This is a genomic window from Alteromonas sp. MTD1, assembly GCF_042848195.1.
GTDB lineage: Bacteria > Pseudomonadota > Gammaproteobacteria > Enterobacterales > Alteromonadaceae > Alteromonas.
This window is the reverse complement of the sequence record NZ_BTGG01000008.1, coordinates 151,297-172,895: the sequence shown is the minus strand read 5'-3', so window position 1 is coordinate 172,895 and position 21,599 is coordinate 151,297. Positions and strand designations below refer to the sequence as shown.

Sequence of the window (21,599 nt, the reverse complement as noted above, 5' to 3'; positions counted from 1 at the left end):
GTATCTAGAAAGTAATACGTTATTTACATGCAATCCAAAACAATTTCTTGTAGCAGTCTTGACGAATTATTGATTCACCGGGAAGCACTGTCCCAGTTTCACGCCGATGTGATAATAGTGTATGCGTCTGCCTCATTTTTTGATGACGACCGACTGTTCGCCACGCTACTGCCGTTTTGCGGCAACCTGCTAGGTTGCAGCACAGCAGGTGAAGTATCAGGAGAACAAGTACGTGAAAACAGTATTTCAATTATTTTGTGGCACTTTCAAACCGATGCTCACGCGAAAATATATGCGTGTGAACTTGCTGGAATGCAGGCATCAAAAGAGGTCGGCATTACGCTTGCAAACCAAATTCAAAGCGACAGCCTGAGAGGAGTGTATATACTCGCTCCAGGCGTTAACGTAAACGGCTCGGCCTTGGTTGATGGGTTGAGGCAAAAACTACCACAGCACGTTGGCATAAGTGGTGGCCTTGCTGGAGATGGTGATGCCTTCGAGAAGACATTTGTCATGGGGCCAAATGGCATCAGCAATCAACAAGTTGTAGCACTTGCACTTTATGGCGATAAACTCGACTTTGATTATGCAGCACTGGGTGGTTGGAGATCTTTCGGTCCAACCCGCCTAGTGACTAAAGCAACCGAGAATCAGCTCTACGAATTAGATTATCAGTCAGCATTAGATATTTATAAAAAATACCTAGGCGAATATGCCGAGGACCTTCCTGCTAGCGGTCTATTGTTTCCATTTGAAGTTATTGATAGCGAAGGCCGCTCTGTTGGAATCATACGGACTATTTTGGGTGTAGATGAAAGGCAGCAAAGTTTGACCTTGGCGGGGGAAGTACATGAAGGTTCATACGTTAGGTTGATGCACGCTTCAACAGATGATCTTATTGACGGCGCATCTCATGCCTCTATGCAGCTTCCCGTGCACCGTTCAGCTTCCGCAGCACATAACAAGTCGCAAGACATCGCGCTGATAACCAGTTGCGTGGGTCGAAAATTGGTCATGGGCGATCGTGTTGAAGAGGAAATAGAAGAAGTTGCGCATTGTTTACCAGAAAACGTGAAAATCGCAGGTTTTTATTCATACGGAGAAATGAGCCCTTTTAACGGAACGTTACACAGCCAACTACACAACCAGACGCTAACCATCATGTTGCTGAGAGAAAGAATTTGAATCCCCTCTTCTCTCGTCAACTAAGAAAAGCATTCGGCTTCAAAGACGACCTCTCTCTTGAGCAGTGGTTGAGTAAACTAAACAACAACGAATTAGAGAATAATCAGGAAGAATTCAATAAGCTGAGAACAGGGTTAGCCGCATTGCTACCTAGAGTAGAAGATAGCTATGAGGCACATGTAAGAGATATTGTACTTCGCGACCGAAGCTTACAACTCAGTTCAGAAGAACTGATGTCAGCCAATCAAAAAATTCGTAACGAAAATAAGGCTCAGCATAACGTTATCGAAATGCTAAGAGTATCAGTAAATAAACTTCTTACTGAGCTTGATAAACCAATAATTGAACACGGGTATTCGAACCTTTCAGATCTTTCTCATCGTGTACTAGAGCTAATCGATGAACAAAAAGTACTAAGAGATACGCTTAAGGAAGACCGTCGTTTTTATCGAAGTATTACCAACAGTATAGGGGAAGGCGTCTATGCTGTAGACGGTAATGATAATTTACGCTTTCTCAACCCTACTGCCTCTAAACTACTAGGATGGACTTTCGAAGAGTTACAAAAACGAGCCTTTCACGACACCGTACATTATCAGAGAAAAGACGGCACCCTTATATCAAGAGACGAATGTGATATTAGTAATCACATTCAACGAGGGGTTTCATATACCTCTTATGAAGAATATTTTACCGACCAAAACGGCCGTATATTTCCCGTATCTATAGTGGCCGTACCTCTCCTAGACGCCAATGGAGAACCAGATGGGCATGTGGGTGTTTTCAGTGACATAAGCGACCAGAAGGCGACTAAACAAAAACTCGAAAAGGCGTATAAAGAAGCCCAAAGTGCCAATAAAGCGAAGAGCAACTTCCTAGCCACAATAAGCCACGAAATTAGAACTCCTATGAACGCCATAATTGGCTTAACTCATTTAGCAATAGAAGCCACTGACAGTGACCAAAAGCAAGATTACCTTAAAAAAGTTAAAGACAGTGCAACGTCACTTTTAGAGTTAATCAACAGCATATTAGACTTTTCTAAAGTAGAGGCTAATAAGGTTCAAATAAATAACGAACCCTATATGTTGGCACGTCCCATTGAGAAACTTGCACAGGTTTTTCAACTTAAAGCAAGGGAAAAGAAGCTTCAACTGCTCTTCGACATTCAATTTGATATCAATATTAATTGCTTGGGCGACAGTGAAAAGCTCTATCAAGTGCTAATGAATTTAGTTGGTAATGCAATTAAATTTACTGAGAAAGGTTATGTTCTGGTTCAAATAAAACGCGAGGATAACAGAGTTTACTTTGCAGTAAGCGACACAGGCATGGGAATAAGTGAAAAAGGGAAAGCTGTTTTGTTTGATGCATTTGTTCAGGCAGACGCAAGCATCTCAAGAAAATATGGAGGCACAGGTTTAGGTCTTACTATCAGTAAGTACCTTGTTGAACTTATGGGCGGTAAACTGGAATTAGAGAGCGAAGTGAACGTGGGAAGCACATTCTCGTTTTCACTTCCTTTTTCAAACGAAGGCTGCTGTACAACTATTCCTACGCAACGTGCCCACTTGACAGCTAACAATGTGACCTGTCTGATGGCAGATATGGCTGTTGACAAGGCTGGCTCTATCTTACAAAGAACGTATAAGCGACTTGGGGTGAGCTGTAATCTTGTGAATATGGATGAGGACACGCTGCCCGAAGACGCCCAACACTCAATAATAATGCTTAGTTGTGAAGAAAAGCCTTGGACGCGCTTTTTAAACCTTTTGAAGTTTGGTGAATTTAAAAAGCTAGGACTAAGCACTCTTATCAGCCCTCTAAGTAAAGCTGATGTAATAAAGCGCATGGGGGCACTCTATTTTAACGACCTTGATATTATTGAGTTACCTTTTACTGACGAGGAACTTAAAGCGACACTCTCAGAGAGTAAGCAAACAGCAGCTCTCACTGCAGAATACGGGTTAGAAGGAAAAAAATTACGGAAAAAAAGACTTACTGGCAAACACGTGCTTGTGGTAGAAGATGATATCATTAGTTTTGAAATCACGCAGCAGATGTTGTCGTCTTTTGACATTTCCGTTAGCCACGCTAGCAATGGAGAACAGGCACTTTCTCTTTGTGAACATCAAGTGTTCGATGCATTAATACTAGACTGTAACCTACCTGGTATTAGTGGGTATGACGTGGCAGAAAAGTTGACCCACAGGCAGCAATGGAACACGCCTATATTAGCATTAAGTGCTAATGAATCTGACGAAGCTAAATCGCTTGATGCGGGTATGTGCGAGCATCTTATAAAACCCGCAACAGTAGAAGAAATTATTCATGCACTCGATGTTCACATTCACTCTGGTTACCTTGAAGTTCAAGCAACACATCATAATGAGGATTTCATCAATTCACTTATTGCCTTTTATGAGAAGTATAGGCAACCTGAGATCATGACAAACCTTCTTAGTCACCTATCTAGTCCTGAAGCGGATACTTCAGTCTTAACAATAATGTCCTCTGATGCAAAAGATATAGGCGCGAACTCTCTTGTCCATGAGCTTGATAAAGTCTTGAATTTTACAGACAGGCAGCACAAGGGTTTTGCCAATAGTGTCTCTCGTGTTTCTATCGCGCTAGATACAACCATGCGATTAATTGCACACACTATTGATATGCAATCTGACGTTACTTTTGACTTCGACAAAATAAGCCTTCAGGAGCAACTTAACCAAATAATAACAGCGTTAGAAAACTATGATGCGGAAGCGATAAATAAGATTGCTCTACTTGTTAGCGAATATGGTCATACAACCTATGCACATCATATTAATCATATAAAACACAACGCCAATATGTATGACTTTGAGGTAGCACTAGATGCTGCTATACAACTACGAGGTCTATTAGATAATGACGACTAACGCGACTAGCGAAAGTAAACATTTTAGTATTCTGATTGTGGATGACGAGCCAGCAAACATCGACATCCTTCTTGGTATTCTAAAACCCTACTATAAATTAAAAGTAGCACCTTCTGGCTTTGTGGCACTGAAGATAGTTGAGCAGTTTATCCCAGATCTCATCTTACTCGATATCATGATGCCAGGCATGGACGGTTTTGAAGTGTGCAAACGATTAAAATCGGATAAAAGGTTAGCATCTATCCCTGTAATATTTGTAACAGCACTAGGCCAAGGTGAGGATGAAGAGCATGGATTTAGTGTTGGGGCTGTTGACTATATCACAAAGCCAGTCTCTCCAAGTATTACGCTTGCTAGAGTGAAGACACACCTTAGTTTGGCGCATCAAATGAAAACAACAGAAGCGCTGGTAAAAGAGCGAACCCAGGATTTATTGGCGAGTCAACAAAGCGCAATTACTATGCTTGCCGCTGCAGGACATTACAACGATACCGATACAGGCCATCACATTTGGCGAATGGCAGCTTATGCAAAACTCCTTGCACTGCAGTCTGGTTGGTCATATGAACAAGCAACGTTACTTTCACAAGCCGCGCCTATGCACGATACCGGAAAAATTGGGATCCCAGATAGCATTCTAAAAGCACCTAGAAAGCTTAACGATGACGAAATGGAGACAATGAGAACGCACGCAGCAATAGGGCACAAAATTTTATCGCAATCTAATACTCCCTTATTCTCTATGGCGGCCGAGGTCGCACTCTATCATCACGAAAAGTGGGATGGCACAGGTTACCCAAAAGGGCTTAATGGCCAAGAGATCCCTCAAAGTGCTCGAATAGTCGCTATCGCAGATGTGTTCGATGCACTTACGATGAAAAGACCTTATAAACCAGCATGGGCTCACGACGACGCGTTTGATTATCTTACAAAACATGCAGGTACACATTTTGACCCTACCCTTGTGAAGCACTTTCTTGATGCAAAGGAGAGTATATTAACGACTAAGCAGTACTGGGATAAACTTGAAGAAGAGAACTTGTTACCGTCTATAGACAGTTTTATACCCGACGTCATATCTCGTAAGTCATAAGAAAAAGGCCACATTATGTGGCCTTTTTGCGTTTTAGATAAATATTAGCGTTAGCTAGCGCCTAGCTCGGCAGCAATCGCATCTGCTTGGCGTTTTTCGCCCTGCACGAACTGTTTCCATTGCTGTGCCATAGCGCGACTTTTCTGATGCTTTTCAGCTTCTGCTAACTGGTTAAGCGCCAATGCGTACTGCTTTTTATTGTACAGCGCCATACCTTTAATCAGGTATACAAGTCCAGGGTTTCTAAGCTCGCCTTTCTCTACTGCACGATCTGCTGCCGCGATGGCATCGTCAAAACGCTCTTCGTTAAGAAGAATTTGAGCTAGCTGTGCGTCAAGTTCACCATCTTCAGATAGTTCTGCAGCCTGGGCCATAACAGGAATCGCTTTATCCTGCTCTTTGGCCAGCGACCAGCTTTGACCTAGGAACTTAAGATTACGCAAGTTTTTCTCAAGCACGCCTTCGTTCATAGCTTGTTCCATCAACTTCGCACCTTTGTAGGGTACGCGGTGATAGTAGTAAAGCTGTGCCATGTTGAAGATATCTGCAGATGTTTCAACGAAACCACGTTGATACGCCGTTTCCATAATGGCTAGCTGCTTACGCTCTTCGCCTAACTCGCCATACATACCCGCAAGTTGGATCCAGTACTTTGGCTCATCAAACAGTTTTACCATTTTAACTAAAACATCCTTTACCTTTTCAGGCTGCTTTAGTTCGTAGAAAACCGCACGTTGGAGAATAAGCCAGCCCTCATCAGGGATCATACCTTCATTTTCATGATCGCTAATGGCTTCTGAAATCCATCTAGACGCAAGTTCGTACTGCTTGCTTTGATAGTAAGCCTGCGCTTTTATAACTTTATTTTTTACCGGTACTGGGCCTTGATTTAGACTTTCCCAACGCTCTAAATAAGTGATGGTGTCGTCGAAATTACCCTGCATAAGGTGTAGCTGCGCCAAACTGAAAAGCGTGGTCATTTCAAACTTTTCAGGAATTGGCTGCTGCTCAACAACTTTCGCGAACGATTCTAACGCCTTTGTATAGTCTTCGTTGTTGTAATAAATAAAGCCGAAAAAGTTGTACATCATGGCTTTTTCGTAAGCATTCATTGAATCAGACTTATCTTCTACTTCTTTCAAAATAGAGATAGCTTCTTCAACGTTACCCGCGTCATCAGCTGCAGACTGGGCACGCGCAAGCTGCTCATAAACCTTACCGCGTAGCGTAGGCACGCGGCGAGTTTTCTTTTCACTCGCTTTTTGTTCTTGTGCAACAGCGTCGGTAGCCACAAATAAGCTTGGCACCGTAACCGTGGCCGATGCAAATGCAAACGCCAGTGCACTAAGCAACGTATTCGTCTGTTTTTTCATCATGCTCTGTTACCCATCAATTTGGAACGTTATACGATTTTGAATACCCGATACTTCTGTCGCTTCACCGTTTACCACACGAGGCTTATATTTAAACTTCATTGCAGCATCAATTGCCGCTTGTTCAAAGATTCCCTGCGGATTGGCTTCCACCACAATAGGGTCTCGAACGGCACCTTGCTTGGTTACTGTAAATTCAACAATAACAAAGCCTTCAATACCGCGTTGAAGCGCACGTCTTGGGTATACCGGTGCTACCTTTACAATTGGAAGGTACTCACCATCACCCGACTCAAGGGCTAAACCACCTTCAAGCGAAATATCGTCACCCACTTCTGCGCCAAAGTCCATCGACGTACCTTCCGCATCTGGAGAAGGCGAGTCCATTTGAGGCTGCTCCATTTGTGGTGGCGGCTCTTCAGGCTTAGGCGGCTTTTTAGGCTTACGCTCTTTTTTCTCTACTTGCTCATCCTGCTTAACCCTTACGAAGTCAAGCACGCTTCCCTTTGGCGGTTCAGTTAGTGCACTGCCACCCATCTTGATAAGCGATTGCATCAAGAAGAACAGGCCTAACGTGATCGCAAGGGAAATAACAAATGCGATTAAATATCGTGGCATGATTTATTGCTCTTGGGCTGCAATCGAAACATCGTACACGCCTGCTGCTCGCGACGCGTCCATAACCTTAATCAGTGTTTCTGTTGTGGCTTTTTTATCAGCCTGAATAACAACAGTACCCTGAGGGTTTTCAGCGTGCAGACGCTCAATGTTCGCTTGAACCGCGCGAACGTCAATGCGGCGCTTGTTAATCCAAATCTCGCCTTTATCAGAAATAGCGATAAGAATGTTAGCGCGATCCTTTTTCACAGCGGTAGCTGCTTCAGGACGGTTCACATCGATACCGGCTTCTTTCACAAACGACGCAGTCACGATAAAGAAGATCAACATGATAAATACAACGTCCAGCATGGGCGTCATGTCGATGTTTGCTTCTTCCTCATCGACCAAGTTTTGAAAGTGCTGCTTCATAATAAGTACCTTACCTTAATGCCTTAGGGCATTAACGTTGAATAATCAATGCATCCTCAAGATGCGTGCGTTCTGATTTCACCATACGGGTTAACCAAGTAGCGGCGAAAACGCCTGAAAGTGCGCCAACCATACCCGCCATTGTCGGGATAGTGGCTTTTGATACACCTGACGCCATTGAACGGGCATTACCTGAGCCCGAAATCGCCATTACATCAAACACTTCAATCATACCGGTAACCGTTCCCATCAAACCTAGCAGCGGGCATAGCGCAACAAGCGATTGAATAATTGGGATGCTGCCGTTAAGGCGCATGGTTAACTGTGAAATTGTTTTCTGACGTACTTGTTCAGCAAACCAAGAAGAGCGGTCAGCACGGGCTGCCCACATTGCAACCGCTTCTTTCTTTGCTTGCTTGTGCCATACCATCAGATACATCGCACGCTCGAGGATCAAAAGCCACATAACGAATATCAGCAGACCGATGACCAGGAGAACCTGGCCACCTGTTTCTGTGAAATCGCGAATTGCTTCTAGAAACTCGATCATAATTAGCCTCGCTCAGCGCGCTCTGCAATTACGCCAGACGCCTGTTCTTGTAGGATGTACACGATGTTCTTAGAACGCGTGTTAAGCATTGCATAAAGCAGTGTCATTGGAATCGCTACAACAAGACCTAGTACCGTTGTTACAAGTGCTGTTGAAATACCACCAGCCATTAGTTTCGGGTCACCTGTACCGAACAATGTGATTGCTTGGAAGGTGTTGATCATACCGGTAACTGTACCTAGTAGACCCATAAGCGGTGCAACTACTGAGATAATCTTAATGATAGTTAGGTTACGACCAAGCTTCGGCACTTCGCCCAAGATAGCTTCTGTAAGGTGAAGTTCAAGTGCTTCAACATCAGCGTCTGGGTGCTCGTCACGTACTTTAAGTACACGGCCAAGCGGGTTGTTAGTGTTAACTTCTTTGCTCTTAAGCTGCTTGTTCACTTTCATGCGCGTTAGCGACAGTGTTACAAGGCGCTCAAGTGCTAGAAGAAGACCGAACGCACCAACGATTAGGATGATGTAACCAACTACACCGCCCTGCTCTACACGCTCTTGAAGGTTAGGTGCTTGAACAAGAAGACCAAGGATTGAACCACCTGTTGGGTCGATACCGAACTGTACTAGCTCGCCGTTTGAACCTTGAAGTTCTGCTGCTGAGCTCATGTAACGGTCAGCTGGCTGACGCACTAGTTCAGACACTGTACCTGTTACGCCGTTGTAGTCTAGGTATTTGCCGTCGGCAACAAGTGCGAAAGGACCAACGCGAACAACAGACTTGCTTACTTTAGCACCGCCCGCTTCAACTACGTCTGTAGTAAAAGTGGTCACTTTGCCTGCTTCTGTCATTTCACGCTGCATTTCAAACCATACGCGCTCAATTTCTTCAATTGAAGCAAGTTTAGAGCTAGAGCCCATGTCTTGCGCCATTTTGTCTAGGAACTCAGAACGGCCAGGAATCTGCGCAGAGATAACTGAGTTATAGAACTTATTCTTTGTGTCGCCAGCGATTTGCTGAAGTACACCGAAAAGCTCTTTTAGTGAACCAAGACGCGTGTCTAGTGCACCGTTAAGATCAGCAAGTTTGAATTCGTTTTCTTCAAACTGAGTTTCAAGCTGCTCAGATTGCGCTAGCATCTGGTCACGCTTTTCGCGGGTTTCGCGAAGAATGCGGTCTTGCTCTGCACGTTGTGCTTGGAAGTCGCGCTCGCGCTGTTTGTTTTGTTGTGTTTGTGCGAACTGACCTTCTTCTAATTGCTTAAGAAGTGCGTCTAAGTCCATTGCACGGTCGCTTTGTGCAAAAGCGCCAACGCTGATACTAAGGGCGGCTAGACCAACAGCGATACGTTTAACTGTGTTTAACATTCTCATCAACCTCTTAGTCTGTAATTGCCACTGGCAGCATTAGCAAGTCTGGAGCAAGTTGCTTCTTAGCCATGCGCAGACCTTTAGTAATTTGTGTACGGTAGCTGCTATCAAGCTCTTCCCACTGACGGGTTTGCTTGTTCCAAACGCCCTGCATGCTTGCATCACGTGTTTGGTACATAAGCGCTGTACGACCAAGGCGTAGGAATTCAACATCACGCTCTTGACCATTAATAGTATGGATACCGCTGTATGCTTCCATTGTGCGGCCATAGTCCATCTCAACTTGGAATGCTTCCATTACGCGACGGAATTTCTCTGACGCAGCAACGTCAGCACGGTCCATCATTGCACGTAGGTCGGCAACGCGATTAGCACGCTCTTCTGGAAGGAAAGGCACGTCAAGTGCAACGAATTGCTCTAGACCGTCAATCATACGCATCATTAGTGGCGTGATTTGACGTTCAACAACAGATACTTCGTCAATAGCAGCATTTAGGTCTGCCATTTCTTGCTCTTGACTATTGATTTGTTTACGAAGCTGAGAGTTGTAAACCTCAAGACCTTCGATTTCTTTCATCAATGTTTTGAACTGTTGAAGTTTGCTGTCGATTTGATCGGTAATACCGTTAATCTTTTCTTGCGACGTAGCCGCTGATTCATTTATTTTCGCTGCCGAATCGACAACGGGTTTTAAGACTTCATCGTCTTGTGCAAGTACCGGTGTCGCTGCTAACGCACCCGCAACAAGCAAAGCATTGATAAGCTTCATACATTCAAACCTTTCAAGTTAAAAGAAATCGGTTCTATCCGACTATAAATTTCTGCGCGTAGGATAGGAGTTTTCTGTGACAGTTTTATTACGAAACTGTCATAAATCGACCAAAAGCGTCATCTTCATCGCATAAAAAAGGCCGCTAACTAGCGGCCTTTTCCATAAGTATAGGTTTAGAAGTCGTATTTAAATGACAACCTAATACCTGTGCCCCTTGTCTCAGACCTAAGCAGCGTATCGTTGAACTCAATTTCACGATCTTCACCTAGGATATTCTGAACACGTAATGTGACAGTGCTATTAAAGTCTGGGTAGTACTTGTAAACCATATCAAGTGAATGAAATGGTTGTTCGAAGTTATCATCGAAACCATCAATACCCGCAATCAGGATACGCTCACCAAATACGTTGTAAACAAGTGACGCTGAGTGTTCACCGTTGTCTGAGTCATAGCCCAACTGCATATTAAGTACATACTGAGAGTGCCCCGTCATACGACGCTCAACATTAGTAATTGCCGCAGAAACACCGGTTTGCTCAACGATATTTTGTCGGTCTAACACAATTTCTGAATCACTGATGGTGATATTACCAGTAGTAAACAAGTTGTCCCAAATACCGTCACCAATAAAGGCTAGGTCCTGCAGGAATTCAACTTCAACACCGTACACTTCGCCAGATTCAGCATTAGCAATACGAATAAGCGGAGGACCATCCTGAGCCGGAGACTGCACTGATTCGATAGGTGCTTCCATATCTTTGTAGAATAAACCTACCGATACGTTGTTACCTGCTTCACGGTACCATTCCCAGCGTAAATCATAGTTAATGATATCCGTGGTACTAACACCAGGGGTACCTGCAATTGGGAAGTTAGTTAATGGATCTAGGTAAGTTGCTGACGAGACTTCACGAAGGTCAGGACGAACTACCGTTTGCCCGATACTTGCACGTAGCTGCATATCGTCTTCAAGGAAGTACGTAACAGCAAGCGCTGGATAAAAGCCATCCTCTTGGAACGCTAGTTGTGAACGATCTGCTTCATCGCTTAAATCAAACTGGTTAGTACGAGGATCTAAGGGAGCCACCACCTGACGGAAGTCTTCCCAACGAACACCTCCCGTGAAGCGCCACTTATTGTCATAGAAGAAATCAGCTTCAAGGTAGTACGCATCAATTTTTTGACCCGCTACGTAGTCATCACCTGCAATGGTTGTATCACGGATAATTGGGCGGCTTGATAACGATAGGGTATCTAAAACACTGTCGCTAAATATTTCGCTAAAGTCGTTACCGTCCAAAATCGAACGATCTTCAACACCAAGTGTATTAACGTCGAAACGACGGTTTTCAGCAGTACGTGTTTTGGTTACAAAGCTTGCGCCCACTTTGTACTCTGTTTCCCACTTGCCCAATGACATTGGGTAAGTCACGTTATAACCAAAGTTTTCCAAACGATCGTGAAGATTTTGGAAAGTATAGCGAGCCGCAGTTTGCGCATCAGATAAGAAGATTTCGTTTTCATCGTCAAAGATGCCGTCCTGATTCACATCTTCCATAACGAAGCGAGCATTGAAGTTACCCGGCGCATGGCGCACAGAGCGGCCTAGTGAGTAAGTCCAGTCAATCCCCATGAAGTTTAGCTCTGGGATTGTATGCTGACCTTTAATCTGGTTGGTATACAGCGAGCGCTCTTCGTACTGAACGTCAATATCTCGAATACGCAAGCCTTCTGCTTGGTTCAAGTTTTCAGTGTTACCAAACATTTCGCGAATTTCATCACGTGTATCGTTTAGAACAATAAGACTGTAATCAATACGATGCTGGCGGTTGTAGTCAACACCAAGGGTTAGCAACGACGACCAAGTCACAGTTTGCTCGGTGCCCTGAATATCGTCGAAGAAGCGGACATTGATAATGTCATCGCCCACTAAGTCAGGGTCTTGTAGCTCGTATTCGTCAGAAGAGCGAGTTTGGGCCGAGTAGCGTGAAGTTACCAAAAAGCCAAAACGCCAGTCTTCATCATAGTCATAACTGTCACCGAAGGTAACGTTGAAGCGCATATCTGGATCGGCTGATGTTTTTTCAAGGCCGTACTCTCTGTTAGTGCCTTTAAACAACTCTAGTGCCTCTTCTGGCTCTAAATCGTCTAAGAAATTCTTTGAATCCCAGCGGTCTTGAATAGCGGCAGAGGCTGCACGTGTTCCATCGTCTTCACCTGTCCAATCGCGACCGCCACCAGCATAATCCAGAACATCACCAGAGTTTTCTGTATCAATTCCAAACGCAGCTGACACGTTGAAAACGCGCTGGGTAGGTATAGATTTCAAGCGAATATCTACGTTACCACCTCCAAATGCCGCTGGCATTGAAGGAGAATACGACTTTTGAACCGCTAGGCTTTCAATAATGCTCGACGGAAACAAGTCAAGAGGAATTACGTTACGCGTAGGGTCAGGACTTGGAACAATTGCACCGTTTAGCTGTGTTGATGAATAACGCTCACCCAGACCACGAACGTAGATAAAACGTCCATCTACCAGCGTTAGACCAGTTACACGACGAAGCGCACCAGCAGCGTCACTGTCACCTGTACGAGCGATCTGCTCTGCACCCATTATATCAGCCACGAAAGCTTGATTTTTACGTTCTTCCATTACTGCCGTTGCCGTGCCTTTAAGACGTGTACCGGTCGCGACAACTTCCTCAATCACTTCTTCTTCATTCGATTGAGCGAAAGCCATAGACGTTGGAAGCGCAATGCTTGCAGCAACGGCTAAGCTGATGGGTTTTAGAAGAAACCTGTTAGCAGGTCTGTTCATGATGAACCTCTTTAGAAAGGAATACTTTCACGAAAGTTATTCGTGTCTTACAAACTTAAAAGCAAGTGCGCCACTTTTGCAACGCACTTGCTTGTTTTTGGCTATGCGAACTGGGCCTTATTCAAGGCCAACAGTCCATCCTGCTGTCCAGTCGTTATCAGCGTCTTTAACCGCACCGATAAAGTCCACTGAAGAGAAGAAGCTGTCTAGCGTCGATACGTCTGTCGCTACAGTTGCATCTACTGTGTAGATACCGTCAAGTACCGTTGCAGTGTTATCAAGTAAGCTGTTACCTGTCTGCGCAGTGAACCAAGCTTCTTGACTAAAGTCGCCAGAATCTTTGATGTTTTCTGCACAAGCTAATACAGACGTTTCAAAAGTAAGCTGCGGAGTATTTGTGCCGTCCATGTTAGCAAGTAGCGTAGTGTCGCCATCGCTTAGGTCTGCTTCAAAACACTCACCCATACCCGCTGGACCAGTTACAACAAAGTTGTAAAGTTGTGCATTAGTTTGGTCGCGAAGTAGAACACCTTCAGAATCTGCATCAGCAGTGTCGAACTCGTTACCAATGATAGTCATGTTAGCAACCATTGGGTTAGAGAACGCAGTACCGTCGCCGCCGTCACCGTCGCCTTCAATTGCGCGGTTAGCATCAGAGTTGTCTTCAGCGTGCTTAACAAGTACAAACTGAAGCTTACCTACATAGCCGTTATCCCAGTCTACTGAGTCATCTTGAATGCCAGTTAGCGTAAGGTACTTAACGTTTACTGCACCACCGAAGAACTCAACACCGTCATCTGCGTTTTTGTGAACTTGTACATACTCAACAGTAGTACCAGAACCCACACCGCCAAACGTAATACCATTTAGTTCGTTATCTGGTGCAATTTCAAAACCACCGTGCATCACGCGAACATAGCGAAGAGTACCAGAGCTATCTGTGTTGTCAGTTCCGCCAAACACTGCACCTTCTTGTGCACCTTCTACTTGAAGTGAACAATCGGTACCGTCTTGAGGACACTTAGTAGATTCGCCGTTACCTAGAACGATCATGCCGCCCCATTGACCAGCTTCACCCGCCTCAAGGCCGCCAACGACGTGGTCGCGAGAGGTGAAAGTGATTGGGTCAGCAGCCGTTCCGTTTGCATTAATTTCTGAATCACGGCTAATTACTAGATAGTCATTACCCGAGGCACCGTAAACGGTAACGCCTGGCTCAACAGTAAGGGTTGCGCTGTTTTCTTTGTCGCCACCTACGAATACTGCACCTGAAAGCGCGTAGAAGTTACCTGCTGTAAGCGTTAGGTCAGACGTGATAGTGCCAGACACTTCACACGTAGTGGTTGAACCGTCTACTGGGGTAATTGACGTTGTACCTGAAGGACAGCCAGAAGCAGATTGTGCTAGTTCGATGTTACCGCCACCAAAACCAAAAGCCCAACCCTGACGCCAGTCATCTTCACCAATAGCACCGATGAATGTGTTTGCTTCAAAGAATGTATCAAGCAATGTTGACGCATCGCCACCGGCTGTAAGAAGGTCACTTTGCGCTGTTAAAGTACCATCTGGGTTCAGACCAAGGTTTGCACGGTCTTCAAATGCGATTAGCTGATTGCCTTCTTGACCTGTAAACCAAGTTTCTAGATCAACTGCACCTTCAGGTGTGTTGAACGGCTCAGAACAAGCAATAGCTGAGTAAGTCATGGTTAGGTCACCATCAGAAAGGTTAGCTTGAACCGTTTCGTCTGTGTCCATTTCTAAACACTCGCCCATTGCTTCTGGGCCAGTAATTAGGAAGTTCATTAGGTTTGCGCCAGTTTGGTCGCGAAGTAGAAGACCTTCAGAGTCAGCGTCAGCTGTGTCGAAAGTGTTACCGATAACCGTCATGTTAGCGATCATTGGCTTAGAGAACTCTAGACCGTCACCACCGTCGCCGTCGCCTTCGATACCACGGTTTGCGTCAGAGTTGTCAGCTGCGTGCTGAACATAAACATACTGAAGCTTACCTTTGTAACCATTGTCCCAGTCTACTGAGTCATCTTGGTTAGACGTAAGCACTAAGTGTTTTGCGTTTACCGCACCACCGAAGAATTCTACACCGTCATCAGCGTTGCTGTGTACTTGTACATAATCAACTTCTGTACCCGAACCTACACCACCGAACGTGATACCATTAAGTTCATTGTCTGGTGCAATTTCAAAACCCGCGTACTTAACAACAACGTATCTTAGAATACCTGAACTGTCTGTATCGTCAGTACCACCGAATACCGCACCTTCTTCTGCACCTTCTACTTGAAGCGCACAATCAGAACCGTCTTGTGGACATTTTGTAGAGTTACCATTACCAAGGATAACCACGCCACCCCATTGGCCAGCGCCAACTTCGTCACCAACTACATCATTAAATGAAGTCATGATGATTGGAGAATTTGCCGTACCTTCTGCTTCAATTTGAGAGTCACGGCTAACTACAAGGTAGTCCGCGCCAGTACGACCAAAGATGATTGTACCTTCTTCGATTGCTAGCGTTACGCTGTCTGCTTTGTCGTTACCAACAAATACTGGGCCTTCAAGCGCCCATACTTTGTCGTTAGTAAGTGTGATAACGCCTTGATCGTCAGCATCGTCAGCTGTTAAGCGACCAGAAAGAACGCGTACTTCAACCGTTTGACCGAACGCATCAGAAACCTCGCCACTTAGAAAAGAGCTTACTTCACCTGGAGCTGTGTCAGTAGAACCTGTATCCCCGCCAGTATCGCCACCACTATTATCACTACCATTATTGTTGGTTGTATTAGTAACGCTATTATCAATATCGCCTTCGCTGATATTGATGTCGCCGCCACAGCCTGCTAGCACAAGCGCAGTAGCAATCGCTGAAGCTTTAAAAAGTTGCTTAAGTTCCATGTGTTTCTCCAAGTACGGTATAATTATGGATTTTGAAAACGCGGAAACTTTACCTAAGGTAGATGACACATTTGTTACATTACTGCGCTGTAACAAAAGTTTCATAGAAAAAGTTCTATTTTGGACTAAAAAACTACACAATAGACGCTTAATACAAAGTAAATCCCTAATTTTTGTTTATTTTTCTATAACTTACCAGAATGAAGATTATACAACCTAATTGAATGCGGCATGATATTGGTTACACACCTCACCTCTTTTTAACTGCAAACAGCAGGTCAATTGCGAATATTACTTTTTAATTTGTGAAGCTATTATGACAGCAAGAATCGGTATGAGCAGAGTTTCACACCTGTTCTAAGCGACGAGAAAACCTTGAGTTAAATGTATATCGTTGATGATTTTGAGTCGTTAAGGGTTAATGCTTTTCATTCATCAAGCAACCTGCGCTGACGAAGCAATACATCTTCTCGAATAGGGAAATAGCCATCGCGAATTACTTGCGCCTGTCCTTCTTTTGACAAAATAAACCGCAAGAACTCTCTTTCTAAGGTAGGCAGAGGTTCGCCAGGCTTTTTATTAATAACCAAGTAAAGAAAGCGCGCAAATGGGTAGCTTTCATTTCTTACCGTTTCAATAGAAAGCGGAATAAGTGAGTCGAGTGTTTCACCTAATGGAACGGCGCGCACCCCCGCAGTTTTATAGCCATATGCCGCATAGCCTATGGCACCGGTACCGCTGGCCACAGACAGTACAACCGATGCTGAGCCGGGTTGTTCATTCACCGTATTTTTAAAGTCGCCATCGCACAAGGCCATTATCTTAAACAACCCATAAGTGCCCGATACCGAGTTTCGGCCGTAGGTTCTAATAGGGCTGCGGTAGCCCACTTCATCCACCCCTAGCTGGGACCACTGCTCTATTCTGGTGTCGCTACCACAGTATTGGGTTTGAGAAAAAACCGCATCAACTTGCTGAAGGGTCATGCCCGATATTGGGTTTCGTCTATCAACAAAAATAGCGATGGCGTCCATGGCTACTTTTAATACGGTAGGCGGATAACCGTGCACTCGAGTGAAGTCTCTTATTTCGCTGGGTTTTAATTCGCGGCTCATTGGGCCTATCGTTGCAGTGCCTTCAATAAGAGCAGGAGGCGCCGTAGAAGACCCTGATGCCTGTATTTGAAACCCTACTTGCGGGTAAAGCGTTTTAAACTCTTGAGACCAGAACGTCATTAAGTTCGCGAGGGTATCTGAACCAACGGAGGATATTTTACCTGCAACGCCAGGGATGCGTGAGTATGACGGAACGTTGTATATGGGGGCTGTTTTAGTTTCCACGTTTTCGGTAGTTTGCGCTTCCCCAATTGACAGATTTTGCGCTAATACTGCTTGCGAGAAAAAAGCAATTATCACCGTGCATAGTATGTGTGAAAAGCTAAGAGTAAACCGCTTCATTAACGTACCTCGTTCAAGTACAACATCAAAGCATGCTATTTAAAGTACACTTATTAAGTACAATGTCGTTACAGCTGTTCGGCTATTAATTCGTTATCAAGTACAAAGGCAAAAGTACTTCCTTCACCCACTACACTCGATATTTCTAAGCGAGAATTATGGTGACTTAATACGTGTTTTACAATGGATAGCCCCAATCCTGAACCGCCGGTTTTACGAGAGCGCGCTTTATCAACGCGATAGAATCGTTCTGTTAAGCGGGTCAAATGATTAGACTCTATGCCGTCACCATTATCAACAACATCAAAGTGCACGCCAGTATCGCTGCGTCGCCAGTGCACGTTAATTTCACCGCCAGACGGTGTGTAATGTACGGCATTAAATACTAAATTCGAACAGGCACTTCGCAGTTCAGTTTCCACACCAAACACATAAAGCTCTGGGTCGATATGAAAACGAATAGTATGCTGCTTTTCTTTATTCAGTGCCTGTGCCTCGCGCTCTATCTGAGAAAGCACAGCGGGCATGTTAACGACATTTTCGTAAATACGCTCAGAACTCGCTTCAATTCTTGAGAGCACCAGCAAATCTTCAATTAAGTTCTGCATTCGATGGGTTTGTGACGACATTTCCTTCATGGCTTTTTGCATGAACGGGTCGCCCTCTTCATCAACAGGCAATATCTCTAGATACCCATTAATTACCGTTAGCGGCGTGCGAAGCTCGTGGGATACATTCGCCACAAAGTCTTTACGCATTTCTTCTAACTGCGAGACGCGGGTAACATCACGCGCAATAAGAAGTAGGTGCTCTTCACCGTAGGGCATAATACGGTATTCGAAGGTTTTATTCGGGTTTGTGGGCGATGGTACTTCAATAGGGTATTTATAATTCCCTTCGTGAAAGTACTGAATAAATTCAGGGTGGCGTATTAAGTTATCGATTCTTCTGCCTGAATCCTGCGGCCATTTAAGCCCCAAATCCAAACGCGCCAGTCTATTACACCAAATAATACACGCTTTAGAATCAACAACGACTGCGGCATCAGGAAGTGCTTCTGACCCTTCTCTAAAACGCTTTACTAGTTCACCAAGTTCTTTACGCTTATTTCTGTTGCGACGCTGAAGGTAATAAATACCTTCATAAATGTGTTCCCATACGCCGCGTACTGTAGGTGGCGACATTTTTCTACTGTGCCATAGCCAGCGATTAAGCTTATAAAGATGCCAATAGTTGAAAATAAGCAGAACGGTAGCGCCTACTGCTACCGCGAAGACCATGTCGTCCAAATACCACCCAATTAGTGCAAACACCACAAGGAAAAGCACTAAACGTAAACAGCTTCTCAACCAAGAGAATGGGTAGTACATGAATAAACTCTTATTTGTTGCAAAAAAGACAGAGGAAGTGACTATTGATCCTCACTTCCTATTTGTTACAGCTTTGTCGAGAAACGGTATCCCGCGCCGCGCACAGTTTGAATCATAGCATCATGACCGTTACGAGATATAGCTTTGCGTAAACGTCGGATGTGTACGTCTACCGTTCTGTCTTCCACATAAACGTTTGTACCCCAAACGTTATCGAGTAAAAGCTCTCGGCTATATACGCGCTCTGGGTGCGTCATAAAGAAGTGAAGAAGCTTAAACTCTGTTGGCCCCATATCAAGCGGCTCATCGTTGGCCATAACGCGATGCGATACAGGCTCAAGTTTCAAGCCGTTAAACTCAATAGGCTCTTCATTTGAAGTAGGCGTTACACGGCGCATTACCGCTTTAATTCGCGCCACTAACTCTTTTGGCGAAAACGGCTTAGTGACATAATCATCCGCGCCAGCGTCTAAACCGCGAATTTTATCTTCCTCTTCACCACGCGCCGTTAGCATAATTACTGGAATGTCTCTGGTAAATTCATGCTGCTTTAGGCTTTTCGCCAACTGTACACCGCTGCCACCCGGCAACATCCAGTCTAGCAAAATCAAATCTGGGTAAGGCTCGCAAATTTTTTCCTGTGCGATATCGAAATCTTCAGCTTCAATAATATTAAAGCCAGACTGCTCAAGCACAAACTTTAGCATTTCACGAATAGGCGCTTCATCCTCAACCACCAATACTGTACGAGACATCGATATTTTCCTGATCATGTTAAAACGCCGTTATTATTCATGCGGTGTGTGACAGTTTTATTAAATGGATTACACAAATGTGTCAAGTTGTGGACAAAAATAAAACAGTGACTGGCGCAATGATTAACCCAACACGGTGTGACCAAAGTTTAATCGCATTGGCTTGTTTATTCATACGTTTACGCATATTCTTGGAAAGTAAATTAATAGTGTCGATGCTAAACAGGGGTATGTTTATCGATGGCTGCGGTAAAGACAGGGTTATCAAGGAAACTATTAGCAAGAGTACTATCGGTGTACTTTTCTCTAACGCTAATAGTCACCGTTGGTCAAATTTTCACTGAATACTTGAGTACAAAAAACCACGTAGAAGGTGAACTTCAAACACTAAAAAACACGTTTTCGTCAAGTCTTACGCGGGCGTTGTGGGAACTTAACAACGACCAAGTAAGAGCTATCGCCGAAGGCCTTATGTCGCTTCCCATTGTAGAAGGGCTGCAGGTACGAGGTGAAAACGGCAATTACATTGCCGAATACGGCATCCGCACGCAACGCTCCTCTGCCCCTATCGATAGAGAATTAATAGAAGACCACCCTGGCGGTGTATTCAGCTACAGTTTCCCCCTTGTTTTTAAGTTTTCAGGGCGAGAGTCCACCGTAGGTGACGTAACGCTTTATTCCAGCTTCGACACCATTTTTAGTCGTATTGAAGTAGGTGTTTTCTTTCTTATTGGCAACGCATTGGTGAAAACCACCTTCCTTGTATTCTTGTTTATGACCGCATTCAAAACCATGCTGTCAGAGCCGCTGCAAAAGATGACGGAACAAATGGGTAACTTTGACCCACATCATCCTGAAGAGAGTAAGCTCACGATACAGCTAGATGAAGATAACGAGTTACTTCAATTAAAAGAATCGTATAACCATGTAATCGACGACTTAATAGTGTCGAACAACAAGTTGAAAGGTACGCAAGACGAGTTAACGCTGGCAAACAAGAAACTTGACGATCAAAACCTAATTTTAGAACAAGAAGTCGCCAAGAAAACTGCATCGCTTTCACAAATAATGTTGGACTTAGAGCAGCAAAAAGACGAACTAATAGCCCACCAACGTGAATTGCGACAAGAAAATGAAAACCGTCAGTACATTGAAGCTGAACTGCGCAAACGAAATGAAGAGCTTGCCAGCTCCATGGACACGCTAAATCAGGCGCAAGAACAACTGGTCGAAAGTGAACGAATGGCGTCGCTTGGTGGTTTAGTAGCGGGTATTGCACACGATGTTAATACCCCGCTTGGGGTAAGTGTGACGGCGGCTAGTTTTCTTCAAGAGCGGTTAAACAATTTGAAAACCGATTTTGAAGATAAAAGCCTAACCAGCAAGAATATGGCTAGCTTTATTGACGAGGCAGAACAAACTGCTTTATTGCTGCTTAGCAATTTAGAACGGGCTTCTGACCTAATTGCCAGCTTCAAACAGGTTGCCGTCGACCAAACTAGCGAAACTGAGCGAGAGTTTATCTTAGGCAACTATATTCAAGAAATTATTCAGTCGTTAAAGCCCAGCTTTAAACATACCGAGCACACTATAGAGGTTACGTGCCCAGAGAACTTAGTGGTAAGCTGCGCACCTGGTGCTATTGCTCAAATTGTAACGAACATGGTGGTTAATTCCCTAACTCACGGCTTCGAAAACAAAGAGACGGGCGAAATAAAACTCGACGTCAGCAAAAATAAGAACGATGTTGTTATTGAGTATGCTGACAACGGCAGAGGACTTTCTGAAAGCGAATTAGACAAGCTTTTCGACGCCTTTTACACCACCAAGCGTGGCGAAGGTGGCAGTGGCCTTGGAACGCATATTATGTACAACTTAGTCACGCAAACACTTAATGGCCAAATTGAGGCCAAGAGCGCGGTTGGCGACGGCCTTAAGTACACTATTCGCTTCCCATCTCGAAGCGCTTAATAAAAAAACTCCCCCCTATTTTCA

At 44.5% G+C, this 21,599-nt stretch carries 15 protein-coding genes; 4 read left to right on the top strand and 11 right to left on the bottom strand.

Translation table 11 applies throughout. The features are described 5' to 3' along the window. Nucleotides 1-27 precede the first annotated feature (27 nt). Genes ACGHAV_RS12375 through ACGHAV_RS12365 form a run of 3 tightly spaced genes read left to right on the top strand, consistent with a single transcriptional unit; the run spans nucleotide 28 to nucleotide 5,196 of the window. Nucleotides 28-1,185 (top strand): FIST signal transduction protein, encoded by a 1,158-nt coding sequence (locus tag ACGHAV_RS12375; RefSeq protein ID WP_390381021.1) that lies wholly within the window; start codon nucleotides 28-30, stop codon nucleotides 1,183-1,185. After that, nucleotides 1,182-4,103, top strand: a complete 2,922-nt coding sequence (locus ACGHAV_RS12370; RefSeq protein WP_390381018.1) for an ATP-binding protein — start codon at nucleotides 1,182-1,184, stop codon at nucleotides 4,101-4,103. The genes ACGHAV_RS12375 and ACGHAV_RS12370 overlap by 4 nt, the downstream gene beginning before the upstream one ends. Then, nucleotides 4,093-5,196, top strand: a complete 1,104-nt coding sequence (locus tag ACGHAV_RS12365) for an HD domain-containing phosphohydrolase (RefSeq protein ID WP_390381015.1) — start codon at nucleotides 4,093-4,095, stop codon at nucleotides 5,194-5,196. The genes ACGHAV_RS12370 and ACGHAV_RS12365 overlap by 11 nt, the downstream gene beginning before the upstream one ends. A 50-nt stretch (nucleotides 5,197-5,246) precedes the next feature. Here the strand turns inward: ACGHAV_RS12365 and ACGHAV_RS12360 are convergent, their stop codons facing one another. From ACGHAV_RS12360 to phoB, 11 genes are all read right to left on the bottom strand, one after another. Next, nucleotides 5,247-6,572 (bottom strand): tetratricopeptide repeat protein, encoded by a 1,326-nt coding sequence (locus ACGHAV_RS12360; protein ID WP_390381012.1) that lies wholly within the window; start codon nucleotides 6,570-6,572, stop codon nucleotides 5,247-5,249. A gap of 6 nt (nucleotides 6,573-6,578) precedes the next feature. Further along, nucleotides 6,579-7,187, bottom strand: coding sequence for an energy transducer TonB (locus tag ACGHAV_RS12355; protein ID WP_390381010.1), 609 nt, complete (start codon nucleotides 7,185-7,187; stop codon nucleotides 6,579-6,581). 3 nt (nucleotides 7,188-7,190) lie between these two features. Then, a complete protein-coding gene (locus ACGHAV_RS12350) occupies nucleotides 7,191-7,598 on the bottom strand; it encodes a biopolymer transporter ExbD (protein WP_012517280.1) in 408 nt (135 codons plus the stop codon). Between the two features lie 31 nt (nucleotides 7,599-7,629). Further along, the gene (locus ACGHAV_RS12345; RefSeq protein ID WP_334015417.1) at nucleotides 7,630-8,148 is read right to left on the bottom strand and encodes a MotA/TolQ/ExbB proton channel family protein; all 519 of its coding nucleotides are present in this window, start codon (nucleotides 8,146-8,148) and stop codon (nucleotides 7,630-7,632) included. A 2-nt stretch (nucleotides 8,149-8,150) separates the two neighbouring features. Next, nucleotides 8,151-9,515, bottom strand: coding sequence for a MotA/TolQ/ExbB proton channel family protein (locus ACGHAV_RS12340; RefSeq protein WP_334015416.1), 1,365 nt, complete (start codon nucleotides 9,513-9,515; stop codon nucleotides 8,151-8,153). 13 nt (nucleotides 9,516-9,528) lie between these two features. Then, nucleotides 9,529-10,287 carry a DUF3450 domain-containing protein gene (locus ACGHAV_RS12335; RefSeq protein WP_390381005.1) on the bottom strand — a complete coding sequence of 253 codons (759 nt, stop codon included), beginning with the start codon at nucleotides 10,285-10,287 and terminating at the stop codon, nucleotides 9,529-9,531. Nucleotides 10,288-10,463: 176 nt separating this feature from the next. Further along, entirely contained in the window at nucleotides 10,464-13,112 is a 2,649-nt protein-coding gene (locus tag ACGHAV_RS12330; RefSeq protein ID WP_390381002.1) for a TonB-dependent receptor domain-containing protein, read from the bottom strand. Nucleotides 13,113-13,229: 117 nt separating this feature from the next. Continuing rightward, nucleotides 13,230-16,022, bottom strand: a complete 2,793-nt coding sequence (locus ACGHAV_RS12325; protein ID WP_390380999.1) for a hypothetical protein — start codon at nucleotides 16,020-16,022, stop codon at nucleotides 13,230-13,232. A gap of 428 nt (nucleotides 16,023-16,450) precedes the next feature. Next, a complete protein-coding gene (locus tag ACGHAV_RS12320; RefSeq protein WP_390380997.1) occupies nucleotides 16,451-17,479 on the bottom strand; it encodes a PstS family phosphate ABC transporter substrate-binding protein in 1,029 nt (342 codons plus the stop codon). A 68-nt stretch (nucleotides 17,480-17,547) separates the two neighbouring features. Next, a complete protein-coding gene (gene phoR / locus ACGHAV_RS12315) occupies nucleotides 17,548-18,849 on the bottom strand; it encodes a phosphate regulon sensor histidine kinase PhoR (RefSeq protein WP_390380994.1) in 1,302 nt (433 codons plus the stop codon). Nucleotides 18,850-18,914: 65 nt separating this feature from the next. Then, on the bottom strand, nucleotides 18,915-19,604 hold the full coding sequence (gene phoB, locus ACGHAV_RS12310) for a phosphate regulon transcriptional regulator PhoB (protein WP_334015409.1): 690 nt from the start codon (nucleotides 19,602-19,604) through the stop codon (nucleotides 18,915-18,917). 240 nt (nucleotides 19,605-19,844) lie between these two features. Between phoB and ACGHAV_RS12305 the strand changes: the two genes are divergently transcribed. Next, nucleotides 19,845-21,575: an ATP-binding protein gene (locus ACGHAV_RS12305; RefSeq protein ID WP_390380990.1), complete on the top strand. Its 1,731-nt coding sequence runs from the start codon at nucleotides 19,845-19,847 to the stop codon at nucleotides 21,573-21,575. Nucleotides 21,576-21,599: the final 24 nt, after the last annotated feature.

Bases quoted from the DNA above. Each gene is read 5' to 3' on its own strand.
- ACGHAV_RS12320 (WP_390380997.1), bottom strand. From the start codon at position 17,479: ATGAAGCGGTTTACTCTTAGCTTTTCACACATACTATGCACGGTGATA.
- ACGHAV_RS12345 (WP_334015417.1), bottom strand. From the start codon at position 8,148: ATGATCGAGTTTCTAGAAGCAATTCGCGATTTCACAGAAACAGGTGGC.
- ACGHAV_RS12340 (WP_334015416.1), bottom strand. From the start codon at position 9,515: ATGTTAAACACAGTTAAACGTATCGCTGTTGGTCTAGCCGCCCTTAGT.
- ACGHAV_RS12325 (WP_390380999.1), bottom strand. From the start codon at position 16,022: ATGGAACTTAAGCAACTTTTTAAAGCTTCAGCGATTGCTACTGCGCTT.
- ACGHAV_RS12360 (WP_390381012.1), bottom strand. From the start codon at position 6,572: ATGATGAAAAAACAGACGAATACGTTGCTTAGTGCACTGGCGTTTGCA.
- ACGHAV_RS12350 (WP_012517280.1), bottom strand. From the start codon at position 7,598: ATGAAGCAGCACTTTCAAAACTTGGTCGATGAGGAAGAAGCAAACATC.
- phoB (WP_334015409.1), bottom strand. From the start codon at position 19,604: ATGTCTCGTACAGTATTGGTGGTTGAGGATGAAGCGCCTATTCGTGAA.
- ACGHAV_RS12335 (WP_390381005.1), bottom strand. From the start codon at position 10,287: ATGAAGCTTATCAATGCTTTGCTTGTTGCGGGTGCGTTAGCAGCGACA.
- ACGHAV_RS12365 (WP_390381015.1), top strand. From the start codon at position 4,093: ATGACGACTAACGCGACTAGCGAAAGTAAACATTTTAGTATTCTGATT.
- ACGHAV_RS12330 (WP_390381002.1), bottom strand. From the start codon at position 13,112: ATGAACAGACCTGCTAACAGGTTTCTTCTAAAACCCATCAGCTTAGCC.
- phoR (WP_390380994.1), bottom strand. From the start codon at position 18,849: ATGTACTACCCATTCTCTTGGTTGAGAAGCTGTTTACGTTTAGTGCTT.
- ACGHAV_RS12375 (WP_390381021.1), top strand. From the start codon at position 28: ATGCAATCCAAAACAATTTCTTGTAGCAGTCTTGACGAATTATTGATT.
- ACGHAV_RS12305 (WP_390380990.1), top strand. From the start codon at position 19,845: ATGGCTGCGGTAAAGACAGGGTTATCAAGGAAACTATTAGCAAGAGTA.
- ACGHAV_RS12355 (WP_390381010.1), bottom strand. From the start codon at position 7,187: ATGCCACGATATTTAATCGCATTTGTTATTTCCCTTGCGATCACGTTA.